Origin of the sequence: Photobacterium toruni (assembly GCF_024529955.1) — a bacterium.
Classification (GTDB): domain Bacteria; phylum Pseudomonadota; class Gammaproteobacteria; order Enterobacterales; family Vibrionaceae; genus Photobacterium; species Photobacterium toruni.
This window is the reverse complement of sequence record NZ_AP024854.1, coordinates 673990-690068: the sequence shown is the minus strand read 5'-3', so window position 1 is coordinate 690068 and position 16079 is coordinate 673990. Positions and strand designations below refer to the sequence as shown.

Sequence of the window (16079 nt, the reverse complement as noted above, 5' to 3'; positions counted from 1 at the left end):
GTGTTTGTATTAAACTCACAAAATTCTGGATGTCATCGATGCAAGAACAATATCGTCCACAGGACATTGAACAAAAAGTTCAAGAACATTGGGATAACAATAAGACCTTTGTTGTTAGTGAAGATCCTAATAAAGAAAAATTCTACTGTCTGTCCATGTTCCCGTACCCAAGTGGTCGTTTGCACATGGGTCACGTGCGTAACTACACTATCGGTGATGTTATCTCTCGCTACCAACGCTTACAAGGCAAAAATGTCATGCAGCCAATTGGTTGGGATGCATTTGGCCTTCCAGCAGAGAACGCAGCGGTCAAAAATAACACTGCTCCTGCACCTTGGACATACGAAAACATCGAGTACATGAAGAACCAACTTAAACTTTTAGGTTTTGGTTACGATTGGAGTCGTGAATTCGCAACCTGTACCCCTGAGTACTACCGTTGGGAACAAGAGTTCTTCACTAAACTGTACAACAAAGGCCTAGTTTACAAGAAAACATCTTCTGTGAACTGGTGTCCTAACGACCAAACGGTACTAGCAAACGAGCAAGTAGAAGACGGTTGTTGCTGGCGTTGTGATACCCCTGTTGAACAAAAAGAGATTCCACAGTGGTTCATTAAAATTACCGAATACGCACAAGAGCTACTTGACGACCTTGATACCCTTGATGGTTGGCCTGAAATGGTAAAAACCATGCAGCGTAACTGGATCGGCCGTTCTGAAGGTGTTGAATTAACGTTTAACGTTAAAGGTCAAAACGATTTAGAAGTTTACACCACGCGTCCTGATACTCTTATGGGTGTAACATTTGTTAGCATTGCAGCGGGTCACCCTCTAGCTGCAAAAGCGGCTGAGAATAACCCTGCCCTAGCAACATTTATCGATGAATGCCGTAACACCAAAGTTGCTGAAGCTGAACTAGCAACAATGGAAAAGAAAGGCATGGATACTGGCTTTACCGCTATCCATCCACTTGATGGCCGTGAAGTACCCGTATACGTTGCTAACTTCGTATTAATGGATTACGGCACAGGCGCAGTAATGGCCGTTCCTGCACACGATCAACGTGACTTTGAATTTGCAACGAAATACAACATCGATATCATGGCAGTCATTAAGCCAGAAGACGGTAGCGAATTTGATATCTCTGAAGCTGCATTCACTGACAAAGGTGTATTGTTTAATTCAGGTGAATTTGACGGCCTAAACTTCCAACAAGCATTTGATGCTATTGCAGCAAAACTTGAAGCTGAAGGTAAAGGCAAGAAAACAGTTAATTTCCGTCTTCGTGACTGGGGTGTTTCACGTCAACGTTACTGGGGCGCACCAATCCCAATGGTAACCACTGAAGACGGTCAAGTGCATCCTGTTGCGGCAGATCAACTACCGGTTATTCTTCCAGAAGACGTGGTAATGGATGGTGTAACAAGCCCGATTAAAGCTGACCTAGAGTGGGCTAAAACCACCTTTAACGGTGAACCTGCACTACGTGAAACTGATACCTTTGACACCTTTATGGAGTCATCTTGGTATTACGCTCGTTATTGTTCACCACAAGCTGATGATATTTTAGATCCTGCAAAGGCGAACTACTGGCTACCTGTTGATCAATATGTTGGTGGTATTGAGCACGCGTGTATGCACCTATTGTACTCACGTTTCTTCCACAAATTACTTCGTGATGCAGGTTACGTAACCTCTGACGAACCGTTTAAGCAACTACTATGTCAAGGCATGGTATTAGCAGATGCGTTCTTCTACACCACAGACAAAGGTGGTAAAGAGTGGGTTGCACCAACAGATGTAACGGTTGAACGCGATGGCAAAGGCCGCATCACTACAGCAGTTGACTCTAAAGGCCATAACGTTGAACACTCAGGCATGATCAAAATGTCTAAGTCTAAAAACAACGGTATCGACCCACAAGAGATGGTAGACAAGTACGGCGCTGATACAGTACGTCTATTTATGATGTTTGCATCACCTGCTGATATGACGCTTGAATGGCAAGAATCTGGCGTTGAAGGTGCTAACCGCTTCCTTAAACGTGTGTGGAAACTTGTACGTGAGCATGCTGAAAAAGGTGCAGCTGAATCAGTTGATACTGCAGCATTAAACAGCAATCAAAAAGCGCTTCGTCGTGACATTCATAAAACAATTGCTAAAGTAAGTGATGATATTGGTCGTCGTCAGACATTTAATACCGCGATTGCTGCAATCATGGAATTAATGAACAAGTTAGCAAAAGCGCCACAAGAATCAGTACAAGATCGTGCTATTCTTGATGAAGCACTAAAAGCTATTGTTACTATGCTTTACCCAATGACACCGCATATCTGTTTTGAAATGTGGCAAGCTTTAGGTCAAACAGACATTGACCATGCAGTATGGCCACAAGCAGATGCAGCAGCATTAGTGGAAGATGAAAAGCTAATCATTGTTCAAGTTAACGGTAAACTACGTGCGAAATTAACGGTTGCGGCAGATGCAACCAAAGAGCAAGTAGAAGCGTTAGCAATGGCTGATGATGGCGTAACTCGCTTCACTGAAGGAAATACCGTACGTAAAGTTATTTACGTACCAGGTAAACTACTTAATATTGTTGCTAACTAATCAAGGTTAACTACTGTATAACGTTGTTACTAACGCAGTAAATAGCCTAAAGATCCCCGCTTCTGCGGGGATCTTTATAATTACGGTCATATTTAATTTTGCGCCCAGCGCACCTTATTTTCTTTCAAGGAGCTGACTTTCGTGAAAAGTTTTTTCTCGGCCAACAGCCTAACTCGACTACTTATCATTACTCTTCTCGCGCTTACAACAGCTTCTTGCGGCTTTCATCTTCGTGGCAACTACATGCTACCAGAAGGTATTGCCAAGCTATCGTTAACCAGTTTTGACCCCTACGGCCAATTAACCCGTATGGTAAAATATCAATTTAAACTGCATGGTATTGAAGAAGTAAAACCATCAGCAACCGTACCGAACCTTAATATCACCAGTGAATCAACTGGCGACAGTACGTTATCGCTATATCAAAATAACGGTAAAGCAGAATACGATTTAACGTTGACGGTTAACTACACTGTGACTATTCCTAATCAAGGTATTGAACAGTTTAGTACTAAAGTTACCCGTACTTTCTTAGATAACCCACTTTCAGCACTCGCAAAATCAGTAGAACGCGACGAATTAGTAAACGTGATGCGTGAACAGGCTGCACAACAAATCATGCGAAAACTAGCACGTCTAACGACTGTCTTTAATAAAATGGAAGAAGATAAACTGAATGCTGAATTAAACCAGATTTTGCATAATCAAAAAGTGTCGATTAAAGATGGTAGTACAACTACGATCACCACAACACCCGCTGTGATACATAAAAAACAAGATAATAACGCCCAATGAGAGTCTACCCAGAACAACTGACGCAGCAGCTAACAAAAGGCCTGCGTCAGGCTTATTTACTGTTTGGTAATGAACTATTATTGAAACAAGAAGCAGGCGATAACATTAAACATATCGCTCAACAACAAGGTTTTCTTGAACGACATAGTTTTACTATCGATAATAGTCTTGATTGGAATGCAGTATTAGATTGCTGTAACGCCATGAGCTTATTTTCAGCTCAACAAATTATCGAGCTTGAAATAGCTGAAACAGGTTTAAATGCCAATCAAGCCAAAGCACTACTTGAAGTCATTACGGCGCTAAATCCTGATATTTTATTAATTCTTACCGGTCCTAGGATCAATAAAAAACAAGAAAGCACCAAATGGTTTAAAGCACTTGATAATATCGGTCTGTATGTTCCTTGCAATACACCAGATCCACGTCAAATGCCACGCTTTATTCAAAGCCGTTGTCAGCTATTAGGCTTAAAGCCGGATCATGAATCGGTACAAATGTTAGCTCAATGGCATGAGGGCAATTTACTAGCGCTATCCCAAAGTTTACATAAATTAGTGCTACTTTATCCTGATGGCACCTTAACAATAGTGCGATTACAAGAAGCATTAAGTCGTCATAATCACTATACTCCATTTCAATTAATTGACGCCCTGTTAGCTGGACAAGCTAAACGTAGCCAACGCATATTGCGTCAATTACAAGCAGAAGGTGTTGAGGCAACAATTTTATTACGTACTTTACAGCGAGAGTTAACTCAGTTGTATAAAATGCAAGAAATGGGAAAAAAAGGCACGCCACTCAATCTGATATTTGAACAATTTAGAGTGTGGCAAAACCGACGTGAAATGTATATTGGGGCGTTACATCGACTGTCTCTAACAACCTTAATCACCATTATTCATCAGCTGACATTGTTAGAAATTCAAGTCAAAACTGACTATGACACTCAACCATGGTCGGCCTTGAGTTGCTTATGTGCAGAAATGTGTGGTATTCCAACCCATTTACAACCACGAGATTAATATCAATACAGGTCAAAATTGCGACTTTTTGCCCGTTTGAAGCAAATCACTCAACAAACATGCGAAAAAATACCGTCTGAACCTTGTCCGCTTATCGCTGTCTGATAAGAGCATGGTATACTGCGGCACAATTCATGGTCAGTATGTCTATTTGACATTATAGATGCTAGTTATAGCGTCATTCGACCACTACTATACTAACACTCAAGTGAGGGAATCCCTTTGCAGGTTCAAGAACTACACGATTTCATCGTTGACAAAATTGACGACATTAAAGCACAAGATATCGTAACTATCGATGTTCGCGGTAAATCAAGCATCACTGATTTTATGGTTATTTGTACTGGTACATCTAACCGTCACGTTGCATCTGTTGCAGATCACGTTAACAAAGAATCTAAATTAATTGATTTTCCTCCATTCGGCATCAGTGGCGAAAAAGAAGGTCAATGGGTTATTGTTGATATGGGCGATGTTATGCTACATATCATGCAAGAAGATGCTCGTGAGCTTTACCAACTGGAGAAGCTTTGGAGCTAATTGACCATGAAGCTTCAACTGATTGCTGTTGGCACTAAGATGCCAAAATGGGTTGAGGAAGGTTATAAAGAATATAGCCGCCGCTTCCCAAAAGATATGCCTCTGGAGTTAATTGAAATTTCAGCGGGAAAGCGTGGCAAAAATGCTGATATTCCTCGCATTCTTCAAAAAGAAGGCGAAGCCATGTTAGCTGCAGTTGCTAAAGGCAACCGAATTGTTACTCTGGATATTCCCGGTAAACGCTGGGATACAGGACAATTGGCACAACAATTGGATGCATGGAAACTAGACGGACGCGATGTATCAATTTTGATCGGCGGACCTGAAGGACTATCTCCTGCATGTAAAGCAGCGGCAGAACAAAGCTGGTCATTATCACCATTGACTTTACCACACCCACTGGTGCGCGTGGTAATGGCAGAAAGCTTATACCGTGCATGGAGTGTCACGGCTAACCATCCGTACCACAGGGAATAATCATAAATGAGGCAAAAGCGAACCCAGATCCGCGATCATCGCGCTGAGTCGGCACTGTTTTTTCGTCGAGCTCTTGTCTCATTTATTGGTATCGCAATACTTGTAGGCCTGCTGCTGTTTAATCTGTTCCATATTCAGGTTGAGCAACATCAGGACTATCAAACCCGCTCTAATGATAACCGCATTAAAATTGTTCCAGTATCCCCTAATCGCGGGTTAATTTATGACCGTAACGGGGTGATATTAGCTGAAAACAGACCCATCTATAGCCTTGAAATTACCTTAGAAAAAGTCTCTGAACTTGATCAAACTTTTGCTGATCTTAAACAGATCATGGGTATTACTGATGAAGACATCGCTAACTTTCAAAAAGAGCGCCGTCGTACCCGTCGTTTTAAGTCTGTTCCCATTCTTGATCATCTCAATGAAAAACAAGTTGCGCTATTTTCTGTTAATCAACATCGCTTGCCTGGTGTGGAAGTAAAAGCACACTTAAAACGCTATTATCCTTATGGCGATAGCCTCACCCACGTATTAGGTTATGTTGCTAAAATTAACGATCGTGACCTTAAAAAGCTAGATAAAGCGGGTAAACTTAGTAATTACAAAGCCACTCGTGATATGGGTAAATTGGGTATTGAACGTTATTACGAAGAACTATTACATGGCACTTCTGGCTACCAAGAAGTTGAAGTCAACAGTCGTGGTCGTGTGATCCGCACACTAAAATATATTCCGCCCATTCCAGGTAAAGATATCAAGATCAATATTGATATTAAGCTACAGCAATATGTTCAAAACCTATTAACTGAACACACAATCGATCCCAAAACAGGCCAAGAGATCATTAAGCATAAACGTGGATCTATCGTAGTTTTAGATCCTAAAGATGATGCGATTTTAGCGATGGTCTCAAGCCCAAGTTATGATCCCAATTTGTTTGTACGTGGTATATCGAGCAAGAAATACACAGCCTTACTCAATAACCCAGATCGTCCATTAGTCAATCGCGTTACGCTTGGTATTTATCCACCTGCATCAACGGTTAAGCCATTAATTGCCGTCGCAGCATTAACCGAAGGCGTGATTACACCGAGTACTACACGTAATGATCCGGGTTGGTGGCAAATACCCAACTCGACCAGTCGTAAATTTCGAGACTGGCTTCGTTGGGGTCATGGTCGAGTGAATATCTATAAAGCCATAGAAGAGTCAGTCGACACTTACTTCTATCAAGTTGCTTACGATCTTGGTATTGATCGTCTCTCAACATGGATGAATAAATTTGGTTATGGCGAATATACTGGAATCGATATTCACGAAGAAAGCAAAGCCAATATGCCCACCCGTGAATGGAAACAGGCACGCCATAAACGTCCATGGTATCAGGGCGACACAATTCCGGTTGGTATCGGTCAAGGATATTGGACTGCAACACCATTACAAATAGCTAAAGCCACGTCAGTACTAGTTAATAGTGGTGTTGTACACCGTCCACACCTACTTAAAAATATTATTGATAATAAAGTAGAGTCGCCAGCTGAGTTTGAAAATTTCCCATCGATAACTGGCGTTAGTCCACAAACATGGGAAATTGCTCGTGAGGGAATGCATCGCGTACTATATGGTCATCGTGGTACAGCGCGAAAAGCATTTTATAATACGCCCTATCAAGCCGGAGGAAAATCAGGGTCAGCACAAGTATTTGGTCTAGCTAAAAACCAGAAATATAACGCAGAGGAATTAGAAGAACATTTACGAGACCATGCATTATTTACCGCATTCGCCCCCTTTGAAAAACCACAAGTTGTAGTCTCAATGGTACTAGAAAATGCCGGTGGCGGTTCCAGTAATGGTGGTCCGATTGCTCGAAAAATATTTGATCATATGCTAATTAAAGCACCAATAAAGGCACCTTTACAATTGATAACGCCAGCAAAAACTACAACGGAAATACATCAATGAGCATCATGGCAACAACAGGAGAAAAACCAAGCATAAGTGATCGTTTACATATCGATATCCCATTATTACTTGGCTTATTAGCGATCATGAGTTTCTCATTGGTGATCATGTACAGTGCTAGTGGCCAAAATATACCAATGATGGAACGTCAAGCGATGCGAATGGTATTATCACTTGGAATTATGTTTTTACTCGCACAAATTGCTCCTCGTCATTACGAAGCATGGGCACCTTATTTATTTGGAATAGGACTTATATTACTAATTAGTGTTCTCTCATTTGGTGAGGTTTCCAAAGGAGCACAACGATGGCTAAATTTAGGTTTTATTCGCTTTCAACCCTCAGAACTTATTAAGCTTGCCGTACCATTAATGGTTGCGCGCTTTATTGGTAATCGCCCTCTACCACCAACATTTACTAATATTTTTATCGCATTGGTATTAATTTTTACGCCAACTATATTAATTGCCAAGCAACCCGACCTCGGTACCTCCATTTTGATCGCCGCATCAGGGATATTTGTTCTGTTTCTGTCAGGAATTAACTGGAAGATAATAATTGGTGCATTAGTATTACTCGGTGCTTTTATTCCTGTGTTATGGTTCTTTCTGATGCATGACTATCAACGTACTCGAGTAATGACCTTACTTAATCCGGAGTCAGACCCTTTAGGTGCAGGATACCATATCATCCAATCAAAAATAGCCATTGGTTCAGGAGGGATCACTGGTAAAGGCTGGCTCCATGGAACTCAATCACAATTAGAATTTGTTCCAGAACGTAATACTGATTTCATTTTTACAGTTATCGCTGAAGAATGGGGATTAGCGGGTGTTATTGGTTTATTAGTAATGTATCTATTTGTACTTGGACGAGGATTACTACTTGCAAGTCGTGCTCAAACTGCGTTTGGGCGTATGATGGCAGGTAGTATTGTACTCAGCTTTTTTGTTTATATTTTTGTTAATATCGGAATGGTAAGTGGATTGTTACCTGTTGTAGGCGTACCACTTCCCCTTGTTAGTTATGGCGGAACCTCAATGGTTACTCTTATGGCTGGTTTTGGTATTCTGATGTCCATTCACACTCATCGAAAAATGTTGTCTAAGGCGACCTAATAAATGCGTTCACTATTTATAGTTTTTTCCCTGATTCTTGCTGGGTGTAGTTCTTCGCCTGAACAAACTCCACAAACCAAGCCAGATACAACCATTAAACCAGTTGAAATCATTAAACCAAATACAGATGATCCTAATGCAGGACGCTATTCTCTTAAAGATGATCGTGCACCTAAGGTCATTCCTGATTTTTCAAAAGTTAAATTGATCACTCCCCACTACGAAGCTTATAGTCGTGGTGGAAATAAAGACTATACCCTACGTGGTAAACGCTACCACATTATTAAAAATCCTAAAGGTTATACCGAAACAGGATTTGCATCATGGTATGGTGAAAAATTTCATGGCCATAAAACAGCCAATGGTGAAGTGTATAATATGTTTGCCATGACAGCCGCACATAAAACGTTACCATTACCGAGCTTTGTGCGTGTCACCAATACACTTAATCACAAATCCGTCATTGTTCGCGTTAACGATCGCGGCCCCTTCCATGATGGTCGTATTATTGATTTAAGTATGGCTGCTGCATCTAAATTAGGTGTGATTAGCTACGGCACAGCACCAGTGAAAATTGAAGTACTCACGGTACCTAAACCATCAACTACAGCAGAAATAAAAAAAGCACCGATCCCTATTCAATATTTTATTCAATTAGCCGCGGTTAATAGTCAGCAAAAAGCAGAGCAAATGCAGCGTGAAGTAAAAAAACGCTACAACACCAGTGTCGATATTGAAAAAATTACAGACCGCGCTATTTTCCGTATTCGGTTAGGACCATTTTTGGATTATAAAGATGCTGATTTATTGCTCACTCAAATAAAAAACAAACATTATTCACAAGCTTTTATGATCACTGAAAAACGATAATTGAACCTTATTGTTATTTTACAATCATACTTACAGCCTATAGTTTGTTATTAAAATCATAAAACTATAGGTTATTTATCGCGCTACAACATAATGATAACAATAATATTAGCTTTGATACTCATAAATCAGAACGATGGAAACTTCTATTCAGACACTGATTGCCAATATGTTATCTGTTATAGTAAGCCCACTTTTTAGCCACAGATTAATTAAAATTATATATATTATGAAAAAAACAGCTGTGCTTTTCCGTTCTGTAGCCATCTTCACCACTCTGCTGGCTTCAGCTTCTGCTGCTGCATCACCAGCAGTAGTACCTGAAGCACCACAAATTGCGGCTAAAGGTTATGTTCTTATTGACTATAACTCAGGCAAAATCATTGCTGGCCATAACCAAAATGAAAAATTAGCACCTGCAAGCCTAACCAAAATGATGACCAGCTATGTTATTGGTCAAGAAATTAAAAATGGCAATATCTCTCCTAATGATAATGTCGTTATCAGTAAAAATGCATGGGCTAAAAACTTCCCTGGTTCATCAAAAATGTTCTTAGAAGTAGGTAAAACAGTAAAAGTCTCTGATCTTAACCGCGGTATTATTGTTGATTCAGGTAATGATGCCTGTGTCGCAATGGCTGAACACGTTGCCGGTTCACAGCAAGCATTTGTTGATCTAATGAATGGCTGGGCAAAAAATCTGGGCATGAAATCAACCCACTTTACTAATGTGCATGGTTTAGATAATCCCGATTTATACACTACCCCTTATGATCTTTCTGTTCTTGCTCGTGCGCTTATTCATGATTTACCTAATGAATTTAAGATCTATGATGAAAAGTCATTCACTTATAACGGTATCACGCAATATAACCGAAATGGCTTATTGTGGGATCAAAGTATGCATGTTGATGGCTTAAAAACTGGCCATACTGATAATGCCGGTTATAGCCTGGTAAGCACTGCAACTGAAGGTAATATCCGTCTTATTTCAGTCGTAATGGGTACGGCAAGTAAACATGCTCGCCTTGCTGAAAGTAAAAAATTATTAACCTATGGTTTTCGTTTCTTCACAACCCTAACACCCTATAAGAAAGATCAAACATTTGTGACTGAAAAAGTTTGGATGGGTAAAACAGATAAAGTCGATCTCGGTGTTAATGAAAATACTTACGTTACTATCCCCCGTAGCCAAGCTAAAAATTTGAAAGCTAGCTTCGTGTTAACTAAAGAGCTCAAAGCACCAATTCAAAAAGGTGAGGTAATGGGTACCCTTTATTACCGTCTAGGTGATACTGATATTGCTCAATACCCTTTAGTTGCTTTAACTGAAGTAAAACAGGGTAACTTATTTAGCCGCTTAGTTGATTATGTCATGATGTTGGTACAAAGCTGGCTTTAAGCAAGTGTTATAACATCCACCAGCCTAAATAAAGAAGCTACCAACTGGTAGCTTCTTTAGGTTTACAAGCTTGCATACACATTTTCCAATAACCAAGATAACCACAGCCTTGTTTTCCAACTACTGACGCATTAAGATGCCTGCATATTACCGTGATTTGTGATCTATACCACGGTGTAAAATCTGAGAAACCTGAACCTTGGAGTTCTATTATGCAAGATTTAAATAAAGAGCAACCAAAACTAAAAGACCTATTGGAATTTCCTTGTAGCTTTGCTTTTAAAGTTATGGGTGAGAATAAACCAGAATTAGCAGATCTTGTCGTTGAAGTTATTCAAAAAACAATTCCTGGTGATTACGCTCCAACAACAAAGCCGAGCAGCAAAGGGACTTATACCGCAGTCTCTGTTACTGTTAATGCTACTAATATTGAACAAATTGAAACACTATATAAAGAACTTGGCGCGATTGATATCGTGCGTGTTGTACTATAGTAGCCATTCAAATGGCGACTTCTTATAAGTCGCCATTTTTCTAATTATTCTCTTCTTTTTTAACTTTTTTCCTCTATCTATCCCACGAAACTAACTCTCAAAATTATTAATAAACACAGAATAACGGGTTAGTCATGCATCTTTGAACAGTTTAGGTATAATAGTTTGGTTCACAGCCATTAAATGGCGCTTTGCGTTATATCAATAAATAGGCACAAATTTGCAAAAAACTCTTATTATTAGAAATCTGGGCCGTTGTAATTATCAAACCACCTTTGATGCTATGCATCAATTCACCAATGACCGTACGGAAATGTCGGCTGATGAAGTCTGGCTGGTTGAACATCACCCGGTATTTACCCAAGGCCAAGCTGGCAAGGTAGAACATCTGCTCAACACAGGTGATATTCCCGTCGTCCAAAGTGATCGTGGTGGTCAGGTAACCTATCATGGTCCAGGTCAGCAAGTTGCTTATATATTGATTAACTTACGCAGAAAAAAACTCAGTGTTCGTGACCTAGTCAGCCACATCGAAAACACAATTATAAATACGCTATCTCAATTTGGGATTACATCTAATGCTCGTCCTGATGCACCTGGTGTCTATGTCAACAATCGTAAGATATGTTCATTAGGATTACGGATCAGACGCGGCTGCTCTTTTCATGGTCTGGCACTTAATATAAATATGGATTTGGCCCCCTTCCAACGTATTAATCCTTGCGGTTATGCTGGAATGGAAATGACGCAAACTGCATCATTAAATGGCCCGAGTGAACTAATGGAAGTTCAGCCGGTACTCATTGAAGAATTAACAAAATTACTCGACTACTCACAGGTCGAGTGGATGACGGAAAGCAATCAACTATGAGCAAACCAATTAAAATTGAACAAGGCGTTAAATACCGCGATGCAGATAAAATGGCATTAATTCCGGTACGTAATGTTGCCCAAGAAGAAGCACCCAAAGAAGTACTACGTAAGCCCTCATGGATGAAAATAAAACTGCCCTCTGACAGTAAACGCATTCAAGAAATAAAATCAGCCTTACGTAAAAACAATCTCCACTCTGTTTGTGAAGAAGCATCATGCCCAAATTTGGCTGAGTGTTTTAACCATGGTACAGCTACCTTTATGATTTTAGGTGCTATTTGTACTCGTCGCTGCCCATTTTGTGATGTTGCCCATGGTCGCCCATTACCACCCAATGCTGAAGAACCAAGTCATTTAGCACAAACTATTGCAGATATGAAGTTACGCTATGTAGTTGTAACATCGGTAGATCGTGATGACTTGCGAGATGGCGGCGCACAGCACTTTGTTGATTCAATTAACGCTATTCGTGCCAAAAGCCCACAAATTCATATTGAAACCTTAGTGCCTGATTTCCGTGGCCGTATGGATCGAGCGCTAGAAATATTCCAAAATACTGCACCTGATGTATTTAACCATAACCTTGAAACAGCACCGCGCTTGTATCGTAAAGCTCGTCCAGGAGCAAACTACCAGTGGTCATTGGATCTGTTAAAGAAATTTAAAGAGATTCATCCAACAATACCGACAAAATCAGGCGTTATGATGGGGCTGGGTGAAACCAAAGAAGAGATCATTCAAGTTCTGAAAGATTTGCGAGCACATGGCGTGACTATGCTAACTCTTGGTCAATATCTTGCACCGAGTCGTCATCACTTACCCGTTGAACGCTATGTTCCACCAGAAGAGTTTGACGAGCTAAAGCAAATTGCATTAGATCTTGGTTTTACTCATGCCGCTTGTGGTCCCTTTGTTCGTTCGTCTTATCATGCAGATCTACAAGCTCAAGGTGTTGAAATTAAATAATTAATTAGTTAATAATAAATTATTTGTTAATTTCCATAAAAAAACCGCTTTAGTGATTAACTAAAGCGGTTTTTTAATAACCAATATAACAGGTTAATTATTTAGCAAAAGCAGCGCCAAATACCGGAGCAATAGAATCTAATGCAGAGACGGTTATTGGTTTACCTTCATTATCAGTAATATTCAACGAGGTACGATTACCTAAATCACCCACCAAGATACGATATTTATCATCAGTTAAGTTCATTGGTTTAGTACCTAACTGAGTCCAAAACGCATCATCAGGCTGACGATATTTAACTTCAATTAAACCTTGTGAACGGTTACGATCTTCAATAGTAAAGCCTAACTTTTGTAGCATTGTTGGTAGGCGTTCCCACATATCATCATACGATGCACGCGCAATAATAATAGGTAAACCACTACGATCAGTACCCATAACCACAGGAATATTTTTCAATTGCTCAGCGGCGGCTAAACGGGCTTGCTCACGAGCCATATTATCGTATTTAGACATCACTAAATTAGTCATTAAAATACTATAACGACGTTTATTATTAGCACTAACAGGTTTAACTTCTCCGTTTTCACGCCAATCAGTTAGCGTAATACGGTAGCTATTAATATTAGGTGATTTTTCAATCGTATAGCGACTACTAATCTTAGTATCTTCATCATCATTAGTCCAAGAAACCCAATCAGTATCAATACGATCAGCACTTTGTTTTACAATACCGACTTTATTATCAGTAATCAGCTGTTGTGTTACACGCCAGATCTTCATAAGTTCATTTGACGATGGCATAAACAATGTTACACCTTGCTGATCAATGGCAGAGGTGACTCCTGGAATCAATTCTAACACCTGTAATGGTGGGCGAATATCGACCTTAGTACCTATTTCACCCTTATACGCACGTTGCGGGATCTCATAGTTTGTATTACTAAAAGGTTGAGCACCTGCCGGCAACGTCCAACTTTCAAGTGATGGCGTATTAAGATAATTAAAATCTTGCGCGGCCTGTCGACGACTGTCTGTACCACCAGAACATGCGGTGATAGTTGTCACTACGACGGCAGCTAATGCTAGCCGGTATTTATAATTCATTTATGCTCCTGCGCACCTAGGCTGTTACAACTACTGATTAATACCCGTATATTATAATACGTTCGCATCAATAAGTGCTTGTTTAACAACTGGCTGCTGTGATTCGCTTAAAACAGTAAGCGGAAGTCGTAAGTTATCGTGTTCAATTAATCCCATTTGATGAGCGGCCCATTTCACTGGAATTGGATTCGCTTCAACAAACAGTTTTGTATGTAATGGCATTAAACGTTGATTTATCTCTTGAGCAGCTTCAAGTTTCCCCTCTAAAGCAAGGTTAAACATCGTTGCCATTGCTGGTGCAGCAATGTTTGCGGTAACAGAAATAACGCCATGGCCACCTTCAGCAACAAAATCAACGGCTGTTGCATCATCACCGCTTAATTGGATAAAGTTTGCGCCACAAAGTTCCCGTGTTTTTTTAACGCGAGTTATATCTCCTGTTGCATCTTTAATACCAATAATATTGTCAAGTTTAGCTAAACGAGCAACGGTTTCTGGTAATAAATCAACCGCTGTACGACCAGGTACATTGTATAGTATTTGTGGAATATCAGTCGCTTCAGCAATAGCTTTATAGTGTTGGTATAAACCTTCTTGAGTCGGTTTATTATAATATGGTGTCACACTCAGGCAGGCAGCAATTCCCGTACCAGAAAACAGTTTGGTAATCGTTACGGCTTCATGAGTGGCATTAGCCCCCGTACCAGCAATCACTGGAATACGTCCATCAACATATTCTAGCGTTTTTAAAACAACTTTAATGTGCTCATCAACAGTTAGTGTTGTTGATTCACCCGTTGTTCCTACCGCAATAATAGCGGTGGTACCCGCATCAATATGATGATTAACTAGCTTCTGTAAGCCGATATAATCAACTTCACCTGAAGGATCAAATGGTGTTAATAGTGCTACCATGCTTCCTGAAAACATGTCCGTCTCCCCTATTTTATATATCGTAACGATTTAAAACTAACAACACTAACAACCAATTAATAAAAATGGTTACGGTATATAGCTAGTTATAAGTCATGGTACTTTTGCATGGCTATAAACTCAAGCAAAGGGTGACTGAAAACCGTTAACTGACGCGCTTTATCGTATTCATTTTAAGCTTATTCGTCGTGTTTAACGTTTCTAATACTAAAAATATTCTTTTTTAGTCATTACTGTTATTAACTACACAATTATAATAAAAAATTTTGTGATTATTGATGATGATTTGCGCTCTTTTGAATAATCAGTCTGTGCTAACATGCTAATAATGATCACAAAAAAATGGCGCTAAATATGGAACATTACCTTGTAATAACCGCAGTAGGTACTGATCGACCAGGTATCACCGATGAGATCACCCATCTTGTTGCACACAGTGGTTGTAACATCGTTGATAGCAGAATCGCTCTTTTTGGCTCAGAGTTCACACTTATTATGTTGCTCTCAGGTAATAGCAACGCGATCTCAAGAATTGAATCAACATTGCCACTTAAAGGCCAAGAGCATGATTTAATTACCGTGATGAAACGTACCAATAAGCATATTGCTCGCTTCTTTCCATATACTGCTGATTTTCATATTGAAGCAAAAGATAGCCCGGGACTAATTAAACATTTCACCCACTTTATGGCTAGCCGTAAAATTGACATTTCAACCCTAAGTGCTAATACCATTGAAAATGGTCACGCGAATATTGATAATCAATTAGTACTTCAAATCAGTACCAATTTACCTGAAGACTGTCATTTAGAGACCTTACAAGAAGAATATGAAACACTTTGTAGCCAACTAAATGCTCACGGTACTGTCAATTTTATTGGTCACCATTAATTAATTGCTC

Annotated in this window: 15 protein-coding genes; 13 read left to right on the top strand and 2 right to left on the bottom strand. The window is 39.9% G+C overall.

What is annotated here, in order from left to right; genetic code table 11:
• The first annotated feature begins 38 nt into the window (after positions 1-38).
• The 12 genes from leuS to lipA all read left to right on the top strand — a co-directional run bounded on the left by leuS (position 39) and on the right by lipA (position 13137).
• Complete coding sequence (gene leuS / locus OC457_RS03440) at positions 39-2612, top strand: leucine--tRNA ligase (protein ID WP_080175892.1); 2574 nt, start codon at positions 39-41, stop codon at positions 2610-2612.
• Between the two features lie 141 nt (positions 2613-2753).
• Positions 2754-3407, top strand: coding sequence for an LPS-assembly lipoprotein LptE (locus OC457_RS03435; protein ID WP_080175891.1), 654 nt, complete (start codon positions 2754-2756; stop codon positions 3405-3407).
• Positions 3404-4432, top strand: coding sequence for a DNA polymerase III subunit delta (holA, locus tag OC457_RS03430; RefSeq protein WP_080175890.1), 1029 nt, complete (start codon positions 3404-3406; stop codon positions 4430-4432). The genes OC457_RS03435 and holA overlap by 4 nt, the downstream gene beginning before the upstream one ends.
• 222 nt (positions 4433-4654) lie before the next feature.
• Positions 4655-4972 (top strand): ribosome silencing factor, encoded by a 318-nt coding sequence (gene rsfS / locus OC457_RS03425; RefSeq protein ID WP_080175889.1) that lies wholly within the window; start codon positions 4655-4657, stop codon positions 4970-4972.
• Positions 4973-4978: 6 nt separating this feature from the next.
• Positions 4979-5449, top strand: a complete 471-nt coding sequence (rlmH, locus tag OC457_RS03420; protein WP_061000179.1) for a 23S rRNA (pseudouridine(1915)-N(3))-methyltransferase RlmH — start codon at positions 4979-4981, stop codon at positions 5447-5449.
• Between the two features lie 6 nt (positions 5450-5455).
• Entirely contained in the window at positions 5456-7414 is a 1959-nt protein-coding gene (gene mrdA, locus OC457_RS03415) for a penicillin-binding protein 2 (protein ID WP_080175888.1), read from the top strand.
• Positions 7411-8532, top strand: coding sequence for a rod shape-determining protein RodA (gene rodA / locus OC457_RS03410; protein WP_080175887.1), 1122 nt, complete (start codon positions 7411-7413; stop codon positions 8530-8532). The genes mrdA and rodA overlap by 4 nt, the downstream gene beginning before the upstream one ends.
• 3 nt (positions 8533-8535) lie before the next feature.
• Positions 8536-9402 (top strand): septal ring lytic transglycosylase RlpA family protein, encoded by an 867-nt coding sequence (locus OC457_RS03405; protein WP_080175886.1) that lies wholly within the window; start codon positions 8536-8538, stop codon positions 9400-9402.
• Positions 9403-9631: 229 nt separating this feature from the next.
• A complete protein-coding gene (locus OC457_RS03400; RefSeq protein ID WP_080175917.1) occupies positions 9632-10804 on the top strand; it encodes a serine hydrolase in 1173 nt (390 codons plus the stop codon).
• A 212-nt stretch (positions 10805-11016) separates the two neighbouring features.
• Complete coding sequence (ybeD, locus tag OC457_RS03395) at positions 11017-11298, top strand: DUF493 family protein YbeD (protein ID WP_080175885.1); 282 nt, start codon at positions 11017-11019, stop codon at positions 11296-11298.
• 220 nt (positions 11299-11518) lie between these two features.
• Complete coding sequence (lipB, locus tag OC457_RS03390) at positions 11519-12169, top strand: lipoyl(octanoyl) transferase LipB (protein ID WP_080175884.1); 651 nt, start codon at positions 11519-11521, stop codon at positions 12167-12169.
• Positions 12166-13137, top strand: a complete 972-nt coding sequence (gene lipA, locus OC457_RS03385; protein ID WP_080175883.1) for a lipoyl synthase — start codon at positions 12166-12168, stop codon at positions 13135-13137. The genes lipB and lipA overlap by 4 nt, the downstream gene beginning before the upstream one ends.
• 97 nt (positions 13138-13234) lie before the next feature.
• On the opposite strand, the gene bamC is transcribed toward lipA, so the two are convergent.
• A complete protein-coding gene (gene bamC, locus OC457_RS03380; protein ID WP_080175882.1) occupies positions 13235-14245 on the bottom strand; it encodes an outer membrane protein assembly factor BamC in 1011 nt (336 codons plus the stop codon).
• Positions 14246-14296: 51 nt separating this feature from the next.
• Entirely contained in the window at positions 14297-15175 is an 879-nt protein-coding gene (gene dapA / locus OC457_RS03375) for a 4-hydroxy-tetrahydrodipicolinate synthase (protein WP_080175881.1), read from the bottom strand.
• 357 nt (positions 15176-15532) lie between these two features.
• Between dapA and OC457_RS03370 the strand changes: the two genes are divergently transcribed.
• A complete protein-coding gene (locus OC457_RS03370) occupies positions 15533-16069 on the top strand; it encodes an ACT domain-containing protein (protein WP_080175880.1) in 537 nt (178 codons plus the stop codon).
• Positions 16070-16079: the final 10 nt, after the last annotated feature.

What these genes read in the sequence shown, in the direction of transcription:
- ybeD (WP_080175885.1), top strand. Translation starts at nt 11,017, where the DNA reads ATGCAAGATTTAAATAAAGAGCAACCAAAACTAAAAGACCTATTGGAA.
- OC457_RS03370 (WP_080175880.1), top strand. Translation starts at nt 15,533, where the DNA reads ATGGAACATTACCTTGTAATAACCGCAGTAGGTACTGATCGACCAGGT.
- OC457_RS03400 (WP_080175917.1), top strand. Translation starts at nt 9,632, where the DNA reads ATGAAAAAAACAGCTGTGCTTTTCCGTTCTGTAGCCATCTTCACCACT.
- leuS (WP_080175892.1), top strand. Translation starts at nt 39, where the DNA reads ATGCAAGAACAATATCGTCCACAGGACATTGAACAAAAAGTTCAAGAA.
- lipA (WP_080175883.1), top strand. Translation starts at nt 12,166, where the DNA reads ATGAGCAAACCAATTAAAATTGAACAAGGCGTTAAATACCGCGATGCA.
- dapA (WP_080175881.1), bottom strand. Translation starts at nt 15,175, where the DNA reads ATGTTTTCAGGAAGCATGGTAGCACTATTAACACCATTTGATCCTTCA.
- rodA (WP_080175887.1), top strand. Translation starts at nt 7,411, where the DNA reads ATGAGCATCATGGCAACAACAGGAGAAAAACCAAGCATAAGTGATCGT.
- OC457_RS03405 (WP_080175886.1), top strand. Translation starts at nt 8,536, where the DNA reads ATGCGTTCACTATTTATAGTTTTTTCCCTGATTCTTGCTGGGTGTAGT.
- bamC (WP_080175882.1), bottom strand. Translation starts at nt 14,245, where the DNA reads ATGAATTATAAATACCGGCTAGCATTAGCTGCCGTCGTAGTGACAACT.
- mrdA (WP_080175888.1), top strand. Translation starts at nt 5,456, where the DNA reads ATGAGGCAAAAGCGAACCCAGATCCGCGATCATCGCGCTGAGTCGGCA.
- holA (WP_080175890.1), top strand. Translation starts at nt 3,404, where the DNA reads ATGAGAGTCTACCCAGAACAACTGACGCAGCAGCTAACAAAAGGCCTG.
- rlmH (WP_061000179.1), top strand. Translation starts at nt 4,979, where the DNA reads ATGAAGCTTCAACTGATTGCTGTTGGCACTAAGATGCCAAAATGGGTT.